The 14,480-nt window shown below is 64.7% G+C and carries 15 protein-coding genes and 1 pseudogene; 10 read left to right on the top strand and 6 right to left on the bottom strand.

Going from position 1 to position 14,480, the window contains the following annotated elements; translation table 11 throughout:
- Positions 1-5: 5 nt before the first annotated feature.
- Complete coding sequence (locus tag AOT83_RS09870) at positions 6-572, bottom strand: TetR/AcrR family transcriptional regulator (RefSeq protein ID WP_057966038.1); 567 nt, start codon at positions 570-572, stop codon at positions 6-8.
- A 179-nt stretch (positions 573-751) separates the two neighbouring features.
- Here AOT83_RS09870 and fmt point away from each other — a divergent pair, with 179 nt between their 5' ends.
- Genes fmt through ribD form a run of 4 tightly spaced genes read left to right on the top strand, consistent with a single transcriptional unit; the run spans position 752 to position 4,814 of the window.
- Positions 752-1,684, top strand: a complete 933-nt coding sequence (gene fmt / locus AOT83_RS09865; protein WP_070943102.1) for a methionyl-tRNA formyltransferase — start codon at positions 752-754, stop codon at positions 1,682-1,684.
- Positions 1,681-3,084 (top strand): transcription antitermination factor NusB, encoded by a 1,404-nt coding sequence (locus tag AOT83_RS09860; RefSeq protein ID WP_057965950.1) that lies wholly within the window; start codon positions 1,681-1,683, stop codon positions 3,082-3,084. Before fmt ends, AOT83_RS09860 begins: the two co-directional genes overlap by 4 nt.
- A gap of 40 nt (positions 3,085-3,124) precedes the next feature.
- Positions 3,125-3,790 (top strand): ribulose-phosphate 3-epimerase, encoded by a 666-nt coding sequence (gene rpe / locus AOT83_RS09855; protein WP_030093529.1) that lies wholly within the window; start codon positions 3,125-3,127, stop codon positions 3,788-3,790.
- A gap of 1 nt (position 3,791) precedes the next feature.
- Positions 3,792-4,814, top strand: coding sequence for a bifunctional diaminohydroxyphosphoribosylaminopyrimidine deaminase/5-amino-6-(5-phosphoribosylamino)uracil reductase RibD (gene ribD, locus AOT83_RS09850; protein ID WP_057965949.1), 1,023 nt, complete (start codon positions 3,792-3,794; stop codon positions 4,812-4,814).
- Here ribD and AOT83_RS09845 read toward each other — a convergent pair.
- Together AOT83_RS09845 and AOT83_RS09840 are read right to left on the bottom strand one after the other, a co-directional pair.
- Complete coding sequence (locus tag AOT83_RS09845; RefSeq protein WP_030093527.1) at positions 4,782-6,329, bottom strand: MFS transporter; 1,548 nt, start codon at positions 6,327-6,329, stop codon at positions 4,782-4,784. The two genes, ribD and AOT83_RS09845, sit on opposite strands and share 33 nt — an antisense overlap.
- Positions 6,326-7,003 (bottom strand): LppX_LprAFG lipoprotein, encoded by a 678-nt coding sequence (locus AOT83_RS09840; RefSeq protein ID WP_057966037.1) that lies wholly within the window; start codon positions 7,001-7,003, stop codon positions 6,326-6,328. Before AOT83_RS09840 ends, AOT83_RS09845 begins: the two co-directional genes overlap by 4 nt.
- A 171-nt stretch (positions 7,004-7,174) precedes the next feature.
- Here AOT83_RS09840 and AOT83_RS09835 point away from each other — a divergent pair, with 171 nt between their 5' ends.
- The 4 genes from AOT83_RS09835 (at position 7,175) to AOT83_RS09820 (ending at position 10,622) form a co-directional block, all read left to right on the top strand.
- Complete coding sequence (locus AOT83_RS09835) at positions 7,175-7,915, top strand: hypothetical protein (RefSeq protein WP_030093525.1); 741 nt, start codon at positions 7,175-7,177, stop codon at positions 7,913-7,915.
- Between the two features lie 153 nt (positions 7,916-8,068).
- The gene (locus AOT83_RS09830) at positions 8,069-8,935 is read left to right on the top strand and encodes a MetQ/NlpA family ABC transporter substrate-binding protein (protein WP_057965948.1); all 867 of its coding nucleotides are present in this window, start codon (positions 8,069-8,071) and stop codon (positions 8,933-8,935) included.
- Entirely contained in the window at positions 8,932-9,963 is a 1,032-nt protein-coding gene (locus AOT83_RS09825) for a methionine ABC transporter ATP-binding protein (RefSeq protein WP_030093523.1), read from the top strand. Before AOT83_RS09830 ends, AOT83_RS09825 begins: the two co-directional genes overlap by 4 nt.
- Positions 9,960-10,622: a methionine ABC transporter permease gene (locus tag AOT83_RS09820; protein WP_030093522.1), complete on the top strand. Its 663-nt coding sequence runs from the start codon at positions 9,960-9,962 to the stop codon at positions 10,620-10,622. Before AOT83_RS09825 ends, AOT83_RS09820 begins: the two co-directional genes overlap by 4 nt.
- Here AOT83_RS09820 and AOT83_RS27835 read toward each other — a convergent pair whose 3' ends face one another.
- The 3 genes and pseudogenes from AOT83_RS27835 to AOT83_RS09805 all read right to left on the bottom strand — a co-directional run bounded on the left by AOT83_RS27835 (position 10,623) and on the right by AOT83_RS09805 (position 12,824).
- A complete protein-coding gene (locus AOT83_RS27835; RefSeq protein WP_044103932.1) occupies positions 10,623-11,351 on the bottom strand; it encodes a hypothetical protein in 729 nt (242 codons plus the stop codon).
- A 42-nt stretch (positions 11,352-11,393) separates the two neighbouring features.
- Positions 11,394-12,084 (bottom strand): annotated as a pseudogene (locus AOT83_RS09810) (MspA family porin).
- A 62-nt stretch (positions 12,085-12,146) separates the two neighbouring features.
- Positions 12,147-12,824: an MspA family porin gene (locus AOT83_RS09805; RefSeq protein ID WP_057965947.1), complete on the bottom strand. Its 678-nt coding sequence runs from the start codon at positions 12,822-12,824 to the stop codon at positions 12,147-12,149.
- Between the two features lie 442 nt (positions 12,825-13,266).
- Between AOT83_RS09805 and AOT83_RS09800 the strand changes: the two genes are divergently transcribed.
- Both AOT83_RS09800 and AOT83_RS09795 read left to right on the top strand, forming a co-directional pair.
- Complete coding sequence (locus AOT83_RS09800) at positions 13,267-13,833, top strand: hypothetical protein (protein ID WP_030093518.1); 567 nt, start codon at positions 13,267-13,269, stop codon at positions 13,831-13,833.
- 28 nt (positions 13,834-13,861) lie between these two features.
- Positions 13,862-14,458: a riboflavin synthase gene (locus AOT83_RS09795; RefSeq protein WP_030093517.1), complete on the top strand. Its 597-nt coding sequence runs from the start codon at positions 13,862-13,864 to the stop codon at positions 14,456-14,458.
- Positions 14,459-14,480: the final 22 nt, after the last annotated feature.

The following is a 14,480-nucleotide window of genomic DNA, read 5'->3' as shown; positions in this document are numbered from 1 at the left end:
GAACCTCAGGTGTTGGCGGCGACGAGCGCGGGACCGGCGCTGATGCCCTGGGCGAAGGTCTCGACGATATAGCCGATGAGATCGTCCCGGCTAAGAGTCCGCGAGGCGCTCCACCAGTTGATCGTCATGAGCACACCGCCAACCGCCAGCCGCGACCAGATCGGCGCCAGCCGTTGCATGTGATTGCCGGGGAACTCGGCCTGCAAATGTTCCTCGGTGACCTGCGCGATGAGGTCGAACACCCCGTGATCGAGCCGTTCCTGCGCGGTGAGGTCGCGATCTAGCGCGATGTACAGCTCCGGTTCCGCGGTGATCCAGTCGATGACGATGTCGGCAAATGCCCGTGTCTGGTCGCGTATATCGCCGACCATGCTGTCTCGCCACGAACCGGAGATCAGCCGATCGGCGTGGCGGCGGCTCAACGCCCGCAGCAGGTCCGCCTTGGTGGGAAAGATTGCATAGCAGGCGGACCGGGCGAATCCGGCCTCCCTGGCAACCTCGGCGATGGAGACGGTGCCTCCCGTGTTGCGAATCGCGCGCTCCGCGGCGTCAAGTAGTTCTTCTGCTCGCAGTTTGCGGTCATACGGAGCGCCACTCGGCCGGCCTCGTCCTCTGGTAGCCATCGAAATCATGGTATCGGATGTATCCAGACTTAGTGCCGCTCTGCTCGGCGAACCATGTGTACGGCTCCAGGGTTGGCCGTCGCGCCTGGGATTCGATGTGGACGGTGCATCCTTCCTAGACTGACGCGGTGCGCATAGTGTTCGCCGGTACTCCGGCCCCGGCGTTGCCGTCTCTGCGAAGGCTGCTGGCCTCCCGTCACGAGGTTGTCGCGGTACTGACGCGGCCCGACGCTCGCGCGGGCAGGGGACGGGCTGCGGCGGCGTCGCCGGTGGCCGAGCTGGCCCGCGAGCACGGGCTGCCTGTGCTCACACCGGCGCGGCCCAACGACGCGGAATTCGTCAGTGAGCTCACCGAACTCGCTCCAGACTGCTGCGCGGTGGTCGCCTACGGCGCCCTGCTGAAACCAGAACTGCTCGCCGTGCCCACTCACGGCTGGGTGAACTTGCATTTCTCGCTGTTGCCCGCGTGGCGCGGTGCGGCCCCCGTACAGGCATCCATCGCGGCCGGGGACCAGATAACAGGTGCCACGACATTTCTCATCGAGCCCGCGCTGGACAGCGGGCCCGTCTATGGCGTGGTCACCGAACGAATCACCGCCAGTGACACCGCCGGTGCGCTGCTGGGGCGGCTTGCCGAATCCGGTGCGGGGCTTCTTGAATCGACAATGGACGGGATCGAAGACGGGGCACTGGTGGCCGTGCCGCAGCCGGCCGACGGAGTGAGCGTCGCACCGAAGATCACGGTGGAACAGGCACGCATCCGATGGGAGCTTCCTGCCCACGCGATAGATCGCCATATCCGCGCCATGACGCCCGAACCCGGTGCTTGGACCACTATCGGGGACATTCGTATCAAGGTTGGACCGGTGAGAACAGATGTGGATGTGCCCGCCGAGGAACTACCACCCGGAGCCTTCGCGGTCCGCAAGCGTGACGTGCTGGTGGGCACCGGCACCACACCGATCGCGCTCGACGAGGTACAACCCCAAGGTAAGAAGCTGATGAACGCTGTCGATTGGGCGCGCGGCGCCCGGCTGGACGCGGAGGTGCGCGCACTGTGACTACCCGACCACCACGCCGACGGCCCAACCAGGATGCGCGCCCGAAGGAGCGTGCACGCCACAAGCTCGACCCGGCACGTCAGGCCGCGCTCGACGTACTGCGCGCGGTATCGCGCCAGGATGCGTATGCCAATCTGGCCCTGCCCGCACTGCTGCGTGAACGCGGTATCACCGGGCGCGACGCCGCTTTCGCTACCGAACTCACCTATGGAACGTCCAGGGCTCGTGGTCTTCTCGATGCGGTCATCGCGTCGGCGGCGGGCCGCACTATCGACCAGGTTGACGAGGGGTTGCGTGATCCCTTGCGACTGGGGGCCTACCAACTACTGCGCACCCGCGTGGAACCGCACGCTGCACTGTCCACCACGGTAGATGCCGTGGCCGTCGAATTCGACCAGGGCAGAGCCGGTTTCGTAAATGCGGTGCTGCGGACGATCTCGCGCCGCAGTGAGCAGGAATGGGTCGATGAGCTGGCCCCGCCGGAATCCGACAGGATAGGCCGACTCGCCTTCGCGACCGCCCATCCACGATGGATCGCGCAGGCGTTCTCCGATGCACTTGGCCCCGCGGCAGGTGAGCTCGCCGACGTGCTCGCCAGCGATGATGAGCGTCCCGTGGTGCACCTCGCCGCGCGTCCTGGGCATATCGACGCGGTCACGCTGGCCGACGAGGTGGGCGGCACCGTCGGCCGTTACTCGCCCTATGCCGTGTACCTGCCCGGCGGAAATCCGGGTCGGGTCGACTCAGTCCGCGATGGCCTGGCACAGGTGCAGGACGAAGGCAGCCAGCTGGTCGCGCGCGCGACCGCACTGGCTTCGCTGGACGGAACCGACGAGCAATGGCTTGACCTGTGCGCAGGGCCTGGCGGCAAGACCGCGCTACTGGGCGCACTGGCGGCCGAGCGTGGAGCGCACGTCACGGCGATCGAGGTCGCTGCCCATCGCGCCGAACTGGTGGCCGCCGCCACGAAATCCCTGCCGGTGACGGTGCTCACGACGGACGGGCGCGAAAGCGGCTTGGTGCCCGGGTCCTTCGACCGCGTGCTGGTCGATGCCCCGTGCACGGGGCTGGGCGCATTGCGCCGCCGCCCGGAGGCCCGCTGGCGCCGTCAACCGGGCGATATTCCGGCGCTGGTCAAGTTGCAACGCGAATTGCTTTCCAGCGCCATCGAATTGACCCGGCCGGGCGGCATCGTCGTGTACAGCACCTGTTCGCCGCACCTGGCCGAAACGGTGGGTGTGGTCTCCGATGCAGTGCGCCGTCATCCGGTGGCAGCCGAGGACGCCCGCGCGATGTTCCCCGGAGTGGACAGGCTCGGCGATACCGATGCGGTGCAGTTGTGGCCGCACCGGCACGGCACCGATGCCATGTTCACCGCCCTCCTGCGTAAACACGCATGATCCGGCACATAAGCTGAACGGCATGTCCCACCGCGCTCCCATGATCGCCCCGTCGATCCTGTCCGCCGATTTCGCACGTCTCGCCGATGAGATGGCGGCAGTGGAAGGAGCAGACTGGCTGCATGTGGACGTCATGGATGGGCACTTTGTACCCAATCTGACACTGGGTCTCCCCGTCGTCGACAGCCTGCTGGCCGCAACCGATATTCCAATCGACTGCCATCTGATGATCGACAATCCTGACCGGTGGGCGCCCGGATACGCCGAGGCGGGGGCGCACAATGTGACCTTCCACGCCGAGGCCACGGACAATCCCATCGCCGTCGCCCGTGACATTCGGGCCGCGGGTGCCAAGGCTGGTCTCAGCATCAAGCCGGGCACGCCTCTGGATCCATATCTGGAGGTGCTCAAGGACTTTGACACGCTGCTGGTGATGTCGGTGGAACCGGGATTCGGCGGACAATCCTTCATCGCGGGCGTGCTCGACAAGGTGCGCACGGTGCGTAAACTCGTCGACTCCGGTGAACTGACGGTGCTCGTGGAGATCGACGGCGGCATCAATGCCGACACCATCGAGCAGGCCGCTGAGGCCGGTGTCGACTGTTTCGTGGCTGGTTCGGCCGTGTACGGGGCGCAAGACCCCCAAGCGGCGGTGCGGGCTTTGCGTGAGCAAGCTGCCAGGGCGGCAGCACATTTGGCCCGCTGATATGACCAACCCGATTGGCCTCGACGCCGCCATGGATCTGGCGATCCGGGCCGCCGAGGAAGTCAAGGGCAGTACCTATCCGAACCCGCCCGTCGGGGCGGTGATCCTGGATGCGGCGGGAGTGGTTGCCGGGGTCGGCGGCACCCGTCCGCCCGGACAGGAACACGCAGAGGTGGTGGCGCTGCGCCAGGCCGGTGATGCCACGGCAGGCGGCACCGCTGTCGTGACACTGGAGCCGTGCAATCACCAGGGAAGAACCGGCCCCTGCGTGGATGCGCTTGCAGCTGCCGGTATTTCACGTGTTGTCTACGCCGTCGCCGATCCAAATCCACAGGCGGCCGGGGGAGCGGAGCGCTTGCGTGCGCTGGGTATCGACGTCATCGATGGTGTGGGCACAGAGCTGGTCTCGGCAGGAACGCTGCGCGAATGGTTGTACAAACAACGTACCGGTCGTCCCCATGTCACCTGGAAGTACGGCGCCAGTGTCGACGGGCGCAGCGCCGCCAATGACGGCACCAGTCAGTGGATCACCAGTGAGCAGTCCCGCGCCGACGTGCACCGGCGCCGCGCGTTCGCCGATGCCGTTCTCGTGGGTACTGGCACGGTCTTCGCCGACGATCCGCAGCTCACTGCGCGCACGCCCGAGAACGTGTTGTTTCCCCACCAGCCGCTGCGCGTCGTCATCGGTATGCGCGAGGTCTCCTCGGATGCAAAGGTATTGAACGACGACTCGCACACCATGGTGATCCGCACCCACGACCCGGCCGAGGTGCTTGCGGCGCTGGCGGACCGAACCGACATCTTCCTGGAGGGTGGACCGACGTTGGCCGGGGCCTTCCTGCGTGCCGGTCTGGTAGACCGAATCCTGGCCTACCTCGCCCCAATGCTGTTGGGTGGCAACGTCCCCGCCGTGGAGGACGTGGGCGTCACCACCCTGTCACGCGCGCTGCACTGGGAGTACGACCAGATCGAACGCATGGGACCCGACGTGCTACTGAGCCTCGTTCCCCGCCTTGCGGTGTGAACCGATGAACAGCGCTATCACCGCGCCGATCACGCAGACGATTGCCGTGATCGCGAACATCTCGCTGTACATCTCGCTGTAGGCGGTGATGCTGCGGTTCAGGAGCCGCATTTGTAGCTCCATGAAATTCGGCTTTCCGGTCGGCTTGGGTTCCTTGGCGGCCAGCGCATCGAAGTTCTGGTAGAAGCGGTGAATACCCCAACCGCCGAGGGCAGCCATGCCGATGAGCATGCCCGTCATTCGAGCCACCACCACGAGGGCCGAGGCGATGCCATGCTGAGCGGCGGGCACAACGCGGAGAGCCGCGGATGACAGCGGTCCGATCACCAGGCCCAGACCTACACCGGCGACCACTAGGTCGGTGTCGAGCCGGGGCAGCGTGAAGAGCCCGAAGTTGTGCACGGCATCCAACACATCTACCGGCCAACCGGAGATCAGGTAGTACCCGAACGCGGCGATGAGCAGGCCGACGACGGCGATGATCCGATCGCCGAATCGGGTCGCGAGCCAGCCACCGATCACCGCCCCGATCGGCAGTGCGACAAGGAAGCGGGACAGCAGGAAGACCGCGTCGGCCTTGTTCATCTGCAGCACTCCCTGCCCGAGCAGCTCGATGTTGACCAGTGTCACCATCAACGCCGCACCGGCGGCCAGGGACGCGGCCAACGCCGCGAAGAACGGGCCGAACCGCACGCCTTCTGGCTTGATCAGCCGGGTTTTGGCCCGCGATTCCCAGAGGATGAACGCCAGGAATGCGACCCCAGATCCGATCAGAACCGGCAGGGCCCACTCGGGTAGTGCCGAGACTTTCGGATCGGGGCTGTACAAGCCCACCACCAGCAGCGCCAATGCAGCGGCCAGCAGTGCGCCCCCGACGACGTCCACCTTCGGCCGATTCGGGTCGTGCTGGTGCGCGGGCACGCTGAACTGGACCAACACAATGGCGATGATCGCCAACGGCACGTTGACCCAGAAGATGGCGGTCCAGTGGCCGAACAGCCATACGCACAGCACGCCGTACAGGGGGCCGAGCACGCTGCCCAGTTCCTGGGCGGCACCGATACCGCCGAGAACGGTCGCGCGATTGCGTTGCGCCCACAGATCGGCGCCCAGAGCCAGCGTGACCGGAAGCAGCGCGCCGCTGGCCACACCCTGAATGATGCGACCCGTGACCAGCATCGTCAGATCGGTAGACAGCGCCGTGACGATCGAACCGATCGCGAAGCCCGCCAGCGCGAGCTGCAGGATGAGACGACGGCCGAATCGGTCGGAGGCCTGTCCCAGCAGCGGCATCGCGGCGATATATCCGAGTAGGTATCCCGTGACGATCGGAGTGACCTGCTGGATGTTGTTCAGCGCGATGCCGACGGTAGCCATGATGTCGGTGAAGACACTGACTACGACGTAGGTGTCCAGGGCGCCCAGGAGCACCGCCAGGCTTCCGGCGCCGATGGCGATGCTGCGATGCCGCAGGGGTAGGGAGGTACCGGGCTCCTCCGTGGCTGTGTGCGTCACAGGGCGGGCTTGTCGACCGTGACCGGCTTGCCCCAGTCGGACAACGACATCTCGATGGTGTTACCCGGCGAGGTGTCGACGCTGATCTTGGTCAGCAGGTGCTTGTCGTCCTTCTGGATCCACGCCTTGGCCGGAATGTCGGCGGTGAGCGTGGTGCCGCCGGTGAAGGTGTTCAAGGCGTCCTTCTTCATCGTTCCGGTCACGAGAACCGAATCGACACCGTCGACGGTCTCGACCTTTTGAGACTTGGCATCGGTGATGTTGGCCAGCAGGTTGGCCAACCCCTTGTTGGGGTCGAGAATCAGCCCGATGTCGTAGATGTCCTTGACCGGTCCCATGCTGGAGTACGCGCTGCCGAGCTGCGCGAACAGCTCGCCGTCGACCACGACGAACGGCAGTTCCAGCCCCCCGGTCTTGGCGGTGCCCTTGGCGGCCACGGCGGGTGTGGTGGTCAGATCGCCGGTCAGGTCCGACAGCTTGAGGGTCGGTTTGTCGCCGGTGACCTTGAGCACGATGTGCGTGCTGGTCTGGGTCTTGGTGGTGGCCGCCGATTCGCTGAGCAGCGTGGCGGCCTCGGGCAGGCTGGGGTCGGCCTTCTCGGTCTTGGAGCAGCCGGCCAGGGCGATGGCGGCGACGGCTACGGGGATAAGGGCGAGTCGGATGCGGTTGCGCATGGGACCGATCGTAGAGGCTGACCGCGACCACTGGGAGGCTCGCGACACGACGACGTTGCTGGCGATGAAATTGACACCCCAGCAATCCGACGCCATGCTCATTTGCAGGGCGGGATTGTCAACCGAGGGCTGGTTGTGGTGAAAAACGTGAGCAGAGCACTGGCATGTGGCATGTCCACGGTCGCCGCTGCCGCCGGCATTCTCGTTGCTTCACCTGCGCTTTCATTCGCCGATCCAGCCTCGGAAACTCCGCCCAAGATTGTCGCTTTCCCGGGCATGTCGATTGTCCAGGGGGATAGCCGTTGCACGCTCGGCTACGTCGATCCGATATCGCGAATCGGTCTGACGGCGGGACATTGCAACGCCACCGGAGCGGTCACCGATCTGGGAGGGAACCGTGTCGGCGAGGTGCTGCTGATGAGCCGGAACCTGCCAACAGGCGGAGCGATCGGCCCCGGCGACGTCGTCTCGGACTATGAGGGCATCACGTTCGCGCCCGGGGTCGAGCTGAGCAGCAACCTGCCCAACGGGGTTGCGCTGCGCATGACCCAGAACGCGGGCCCCGAACCCGGGCTCCCGGTGTGCCTGATGGGCTCGGTGTCGGGCGAGACGTGCGGCAAGGTCGATGCGATCAACAACGGCTGGTTCACCATGACGGATGTCGGTGGGCAACACGGTGATTCGGGTGGTCCGGTGTACACCATCACTCAGCCCGGCCAGGCATTGCTGGTCGGCATCTACTCGCTGCGGTGGGGTGGAAAGCCCGCAGCCATGTCCTGGTCGGCGATATCCGCACAGATGCAGTCGCAGTTGGTGGCGCAGATCCCGGCTGCCGGGCCGGGTAACGGCGGTCCACCGCTGCCTGCCATGCCCACCCCGCCGCCGGTCGACGCGGTGCCCGCCGCGGCCTAGGCTTCGCCGGCTCATTTCGCGTTCGTACAGGGCGCATTGCGTTTTCTATTCTGGTACTGTGGCGCCGTTCTGGGGCCATTATTAAATTTGCTGAGCCTTCAGAAATTCCACAATGTCAACCATTGTGATCACACTGAATTTTGGAAGGTAGACATGAAGCGCATTGCCATTGCTCTCGCAGCCGTCGCGATAGCCATGGGGACTGTAGGGTGCTCCGCGAGCGACGATCGTGGGGGAAACATCGTGCGTATCGGCACCACAGAGGCGGGTAAAGACTCGTGGGACGTCTTTGTGGAGGAAGCGGGGAAGTCGGGAATCAAACTCGTCACCACCAACTTCACCGACTACAGCCAGCCCAATGTGGCACTCACTCAAAAACAGATCGATGTGAATCTATTCCAGCACCTTCGTTTCCTGGGTGAATACAACGTCGCCGATAACGCGAATCTTGCGCCGGTCGGTGCCACCTATATCGTGCCGCTCGGACTCTATTCGCAGAAGCACAAGCTGATTGCGGACATTCCACAAGGCGGACAGATCGCGATTCCCAACGACCCGCCCAACCAGGCGCGCGCGCTGTTCGTGTTGAAGGCGGCCGGGCTCATCGCGCTCAAGGGCGGCCGTACGACACCGAGTGTGGCCGATATAGACAAGGGGGCCTCCAGGGTCACCGTGACGCTGGTGGACGCGGCGCAGACCGCGTTGTCTCTCAAGTCGACCGACGGCGCCGTCATCAACAACACCTATCTGGCGCAGTCGAATATCGACCCCAAGAGCGCGCTCTACGCCGATGACCCGGCCAGTCCGGGCGCCGAGCCGTACATCAACGTCCTCGTTGCGCGCGATGAGGAGAAGGACAATCCGACCTATCAGAAACTCGTCGATGTCTTTCATTCCCCGGCCGTCACCGAGGCATACGCCAAGGAGAGCAAGGGAACTCAATTGACCGTGACAAAGAGTGGCCAGGACTGCGCGTCGATTCTGGCGAGGATCGAGCAGCAGATCCGCGCCGAGAAATGACGGGAGCGGCGCCGCTCATCCGGTTCGAGAACGTCAGCAAGACGTTTCGGGTGGGCAAGAAGACCGTCACCGCCGTCGATGACGTGTCGCTGGACATCGACGCGGGCGACGTGTTCGCCATGATCGGTTACTCGGGGGCGGGGAAGAGCACCCTGGTGCGTCTCATCAACGGACTGGAGCGACCCAGCTCTGGTCGGGTCGTGGTGGACGGAGCCGAGGTCAGCGCCCTCGGAGAGCGCGAATTGCGCAGTCTGCGCACCGATGTGGGCATGATCTTTCAGCAGTTCAATCTCTTTCGGTCCCGGACCGTGGCGGGAAACATCGCCTACCCGCTGCGGGTGGCCGGGTGGACGGCCGAGAAGCGCACCGCGCGGGTCGCCGAGCTGCTGGAGTTCGTCGGCTTGGGTGAGAAGGCCAAGAGCTATCCGGATCAGCTTTCCGGTGGGCAGAAACAACGTGTCGGGATTGCGCGCGCACTCGCGACATCGCCGTCGATCCTGTTGGCCGACGAGGCCACCAGCGCTTTGGATCCCGAGACCACCGGCGATGTGCTGCAACTGTTGCGCACGGTGAACGATGAGTTCGGGGTCACCATCGTGGTGATCACCCATGAGATGGACGTGGTGCGTACGGTGGCCGATCGTGTCGCGGTTCTCGCCGATGGCAGGGTCGTCGAGTCCGGCACCGTTTTCGACGTTTTCTCGACTCCGCAGAGTGAGGCGGGTAAACGCTTCGTCGGCACGGTTCTGCAGAACACGCCGAGCGCCGCGGATGTCACCCGAATAGCTCAGCGGCACAAGGGAAGCATCGTCTCAGTGGAGATCAGCGAGGGCGTCCAGATAGGACCGGCGCTGGCGCGAGCCACCGAGCTCGGGGTGCGTTTCGAGGTGGTCTACGGAGGTATCACCACTCTTCAGTCGCGCTCCTTCGGCAATCTCACACTCGAGCTTGAGGGGCCTGATAGTCAAGTGGCACAGATTATTTCGGACTTATCCGCAGTGACGACCATCCAGCAGGTGAGGCGATGACGACGAATTGGGAGCGGTTGCGCCCGCAATTGTTCGAAGCCTTTGGCGACACCCTGTACATGGTGTCGATCACCCTCGTGGTGGGCGGGGTCATCGGTCTGGGCTTGGGAATGCTGCTGTACACCACCAGATCCGGTGGGCTGTTGCAGAACCGGTTGCTGCATACGCTGCTCAACGTAGTGGTGAACATCGTCCGGCCCATACCGTTCGTGGTGCTGATCGCCGCACTCGGACCGATCACACTTGGCGTGGTGGGGACGACCATCGGCACCACGGCGGTGGTGTTCGTGATGATCGTCGCGGCGTCTTTCGCGATTGCGCGCATTGTCGAACAGAACCTGGTGACCATCGACCCCGGGGTCATCGAGGCGGCGCGCGCAGTCGGTGCCGGGCCGTTGCGGATCATCCTGACGCTGCTGGTGCCGGAAGCGCTCGGGCCGTTGATACTCGGCTACACCTTTGTGCTCATCGGGATTGTGGACATGTCCGCGATGGCAGGTTTGGTGGGAGGTGGCGGTTTGGGCGATTTCGCGATCGTGCAGGGATATCAGCGTTTCAACTGGCAGGTGACAATCGTATCGACCGTCATCATCATCGCGCTGGTCCAGGCGGCGCAGTTCTTTGGAAACTATCTGGCCCGCAAGGCGCTTCGGCGATAGTTACGCGGGAGGCGTAGGCGCGGCAGGTGCTGGCGCGGCGGCAGGTGCCGGCGGTGCCCCCGGCGCGGGAGCAGCGCCTTCGGGCGCCTCGGGCGGGGTCCAGTGCCACTGCTCGGGTGCGGGGCCTTGCGAGTCGTCACCCAAACCGGGAATGCGTGTTCCGGGAGGCGGGGCGGTGCCGGGTAGCGGCTGGTTGAGCGATTCCTTGGTTCCACGGCCCACGATGCCGCCTCGCCACTGGCCGTCCTGAACGCCCCGAACGAGCCTGCCCAGATAGTCACCGCCGGAGATATCGGCCTTCTCTTCGCCGGGGTTCACCCCGTAGATCTCGCCCTTGCCGGGCTCTGCGGGTTTGAGGTTCTGTGGCAACAGGTACTCGTTGTTCAGCGCCCTCGTGTTCGGGGTGACGACGGGAGTCTCGACACCCGGTGCCGCGGGTGCTGCCGGTGCCGGATTCTGGCCGATCAGATTGGGATTGCCCACGATCGCCAGGTTGGTGGGTATGCCACCGGGGCCCTGCTCGGTGCCGGACAGGGCGAGCGGATTGCCGATCTGCGACGGCGGTGGCGGCTCCGGAGGTCCGGGAGGCGCCGCAGGGGCGGGCGCCGGAGCCGGGTCGGGTTCCCCGGGATCGGCTCCGGCGGTTGCCGCGGAGGAGAACAGCGCACTGGCGGCAAGAGCCGCAGCCACCCCGATCTTCACGATGGACGGACGATCGGGGTTTTTCATGGCTGCGTCTCCTCTGCGCTGGACTTGATAGGACGGTCTGAACTAGACGGTCTTCGTGACGCCGTAGTAGGCGACGATATCGTCGTTGTCCTTTGACGAGCTGGTCAGCACGGCGTACGAACGCAGGAACGACTGGCCGATGCAACCGTCGATCTTGATGTGCACGTCCTTGAGGGTGATGCGCACTTCGCTGCCCTTGTACTTCTTCTTGTCGACCGAGACGTTGATGACCTCACCGGGCTGGGGGTGCACCTCGATCTGGCCCTGAATGGGCAGGCCGAGGCTGCCGATGCCGCCGGTGGTCAGACCGACGTTCAGACCGATGGAGCCATTCAGCTTGACGGTGTTCAGGCTGATGCCGCAGCCGATCTGGTAGCCGGCTTCCAGCGTGCCGCCGGACAGCTTGGTGCTGCCGCCACCCTTGGCCGACCCGGTGAACGTGCCACCGGCGAGGTATTCGCGCGACGAGGTGGCGGTGGTCAGCGGCGGGATGGGCAGCTGGGTCTCGTCCTTGGCACCGACGGTCAGGGTCCAGCCGTCGGGGGTCTTGACGATGCCCGGATCTTCCGAGCCGACGACGCCGTTGTCCGGCGGGGGGGCCGTCGGCGGGCGGCGGCGGGGCGTCGGCGACGGGCTGCACGGGTGGTGGGTCATCGGACGGGTCCGCCAGGGCGAACGGCGCCGATGCCGCGAGCGCGCACACGGCAGTCAGGGTGACGAGACTCTTGAGCATGGGAATGGGGCCTCTCGTGGTCTTTTGTGGTGGGGCGGCTGAGTGAGTTTCGGTCATCAACGTCAGACGGCCTTGGTGACACCCATGTAGGTGACCACGTCATCGGTGTTTTCGGTTGAGCTGGTGAAGGTTGCGTACGACCGGATGAAGGACTGTCCGACGCAGCCGTCGATCTTGATACGGAAGCCTGTAATGGTGGTGCGTGAGGTGGTGCCCTCGAAGGACTTCTTGTTTACCGGGACGATGGTCACCGTGCCGGGCCTGAGGCCGACCTTGATCTGGCCGACGACACCGGCGCTGGCTGAGGGGACACCCGCCATGCTGATAGAGGGCTGGAGGCTGACACCACCCATCAGCTCCACCGGGCCACCGGTGATACCGCAACCGATCTGGTATCCGGCCTCCAACGTTCCACCGGCCAGCTTGGTCTTGCCGGAGCCCTTGACGCCACCGATGAAGGTGCCGCCCACCAGGTACTCGCGGGAGGACAGCGCCGTCGTGAGGGGCGCTACTGGCAGGATGGTTTCATCCTTGGCGGCGACGGCCAGGATCCAGCCGTCTGGGGTGGATAGGGTGCCCGGCTCTGCCGACTGCATGAAGCCATCGTCGACGGGCGGGGGAGGTGGTGCATCGGCCACCGGCTGCACGGGCGCCGGATCATCACCGGGTTCGGCCAGGGCGAGGGGCGCCGTCGCGGCGAGCGCGCATACAGCAGTCAGAGTGACAAGACTTTTCAGCATGGTGCGGTGGCGCCTCTCATTGTGTGGTGATGTCCATGACTTCTGTGAGGAAGCTGTCCCGACGAATGTTCAGGGTGCCGGATTGCTAAACGGTTAATGGACGGACAACAGTTATCGCCCAATGTCTATCCATTTCGTACGTCGGTACACACCATTCCAACCGCGATGATTTGAAACGCGAAAAGCCTTCTGCCTCGGCGATTGTGACGAAAACCACTGGTGTCGTTACCGTTTCGCGGCGGCCGTTTGGGACTACCCCGTAGGGGTATCCAGCACACTTTTCAACGGTCAGTCGAATTTCGCGCCGTATAACCGTTGTTCAACTTTCGTTCACACTTGTGACAATTCCGCAACTCACCATCGAATATCGGTGCCGCCCTAACGCGACGTCTTATGGAATTCCCGGTACGGTCACGGCACCAGAGAATCTGGAGAGGAATCGATGAGGTCACTACATCTGTGTCGCAAGGCGGTTGTGCCCACGCTGGTTGCGCTCGGCATGGGGCTGACGGTTATGCCGTCGGCGTATGCGGAGCCCGATCAGCCGGATCCGTCGGAACAACCCGCGCAGCAGACCGTGGTAGCGCCCGGACCCGCCATGGCGTCCGCGCCCGCGCCTACCTCCGATACCGCCACTCCGGCGGCGATCGAGGCGTGTGCCAAATTCGCGACGGCACTTGATTACGCCGCCACCAACTACTCCGATTTTGCCGACAACCTGGCCGGTATGGAGGGCAATTACAGCGACGTGTACGTCTCGTCCAGCAACGGCACGGGACGGGCCGCGCTCCGTGAAGCCGCCTCTTTCGCCAATGAGGCGGCAAATACTCCGGAGCTGGATCCGGCGATCGCCGATCCGATGCGTTCGTGGGCGACAAACGCCAACAAGCTCATGATTCTCATGGGCGTCCGGGCGCCGGTCGACGGTGTCAACGGGAAGGCCAACGACCTGAATACCGACGCTCATAACGTTCAGATGGCCTGCGCGCTGGCGGGGACGCACGCTTAGCGCTGCGCGGCCGTCCTAGTCTGGTGCCATGTTCACTGGAATCGTTGAAGAGCTTGGCGAGGTCCTGGGCAGGGAGGATCTCGGCGACTCTGCCCGCCTCACTGTGCTCGGTCCGCTGGTTGTCGAGGACGCGAAACATGGCGACTCGATAGCCGTCAACGGCGTCTGCCTGACGGTGGTCGAGGTGCGCCCCGGAGGGGTCTTCACCACCGATGTCATGGGGGAAACGCTGTCGCGCTCGAGTCTGGACAAGATCGGGACCGGCACGAAGGTCAATCTTGAGCGCGCGGCCGCGGTCAACAGCCGACTCGGTGGGCACATCGTGCAGGGGCATGTCGACGGCACCGGGAACGTGCTCCTCCGCACTCCGTCGGAGAACTGGGAAGTGGTGCGCGTCTCACTGCCCGCGCAGGTGGCCAGGTACGTCGTCGAAAAGGGCTCGATCACCGTGGACGGGGTGTCTCTGACGGTGTCGGCGCTGGGGCCGGATTGGTTCGAGGTGTCACTGATTCCGACCACATTGGGGTTGACGACGCTCGGATCTGCCGAGGTCGGGACGCCGGTGAACCTCGAAGTGGATGTCATCGCCAAATACGTGGAACGCCTGCTCGAGCACCGTTCTTAGCTTCCCGGTTCCGCTGAGTGAA

This window comes from Mycobacteroides sp. H001, assembly GCF_001440005.1.
Lineage (GTDB): Bacteria > Actinomycetota > Actinomycetes > Mycobacteriales > Mycobacteriaceae > Mycobacterium > Mycobacterium gwanakae.
Note: the sequence above shows the minus strand (reverse complement) of the source record. Positions and strands in the feature narration are given on the sequence as shown.

Excerpts from the sequence above, each read along its gene's own strand:
- rpe (WP_030093529.1), top strand. The coding sequence starts at position 3,125 with ATGATCGCCCCGTCGATCCTGTCCGCCGATTTCGCACGTCTCGCCGAT.
- ribD (WP_057965949.1), top strand. The coding sequence starts at position 3,792 with ATGACCAACCCGATTGGCCTCGACGCCGCCATGGATCTGGCGATCCGG.
- AOT83_RS09840 (WP_057966037.1), bottom strand. The coding sequence starts at position 7,003 with ATGCGCAACCGCATCCGACTCGCCCTTATCCCCGTAGCCGTCGCCGCC.
- AOT83_RS09835 (WP_030093525.1), top strand. The coding sequence starts at position 7,175 with ATGTCCACGGTCGCCGCTGCCGCCGGCATTCTCGTTGCTTCACCTGCG.
- AOT83_RS09830 (WP_057965948.1), top strand. The coding sequence starts at position 8,069 with ATGAAGCGCATTGCCATTGCTCTCGCAGCCGTCGCGATAGCCATGGGG.
- AOT83_RS09825 (WP_030093523.1), top strand. The coding sequence starts at position 8,932 with ATGACGGGAGCGGCGCCGCTCATCCGGTTCGAGAACGTCAGCAAGACG.
- AOT83_RS09820 (WP_030093522.1), top strand. The coding sequence starts at position 9,960 with ATGACGACGAATTGGGAGCGGTTGCGCCCGCAATTGTTCGAAGCCTTT.
- AOT83_RS27835 (WP_044103932.1), bottom strand. The coding sequence starts at position 11,351 with ATGAAAAACCCCGATCGTCCGTCCATCGTGAAGATCGGGGTGGCTGCG.
- AOT83_RS09805 (WP_057965947.1), bottom strand. The coding sequence starts at position 12,824 with ATGCTGAAAAGTCTTGTCACTCTGACTGCTGTATGCGCGCTCGCCGCG.
- AOT83_RS09800 (WP_030093518.1), top strand. The coding sequence starts at position 13,267 with ATGAGGTCACTACATCTGTGTCGCAAGGCGGTTGTGCCCACGCTGGTT.
- AOT83_RS09795 (WP_030093517.1), top strand. The coding sequence starts at position 13,862 with ATGTTCACTGGAATCGTTGAAGAGCTTGGCGAGGTCCTGGGCAGGGAG.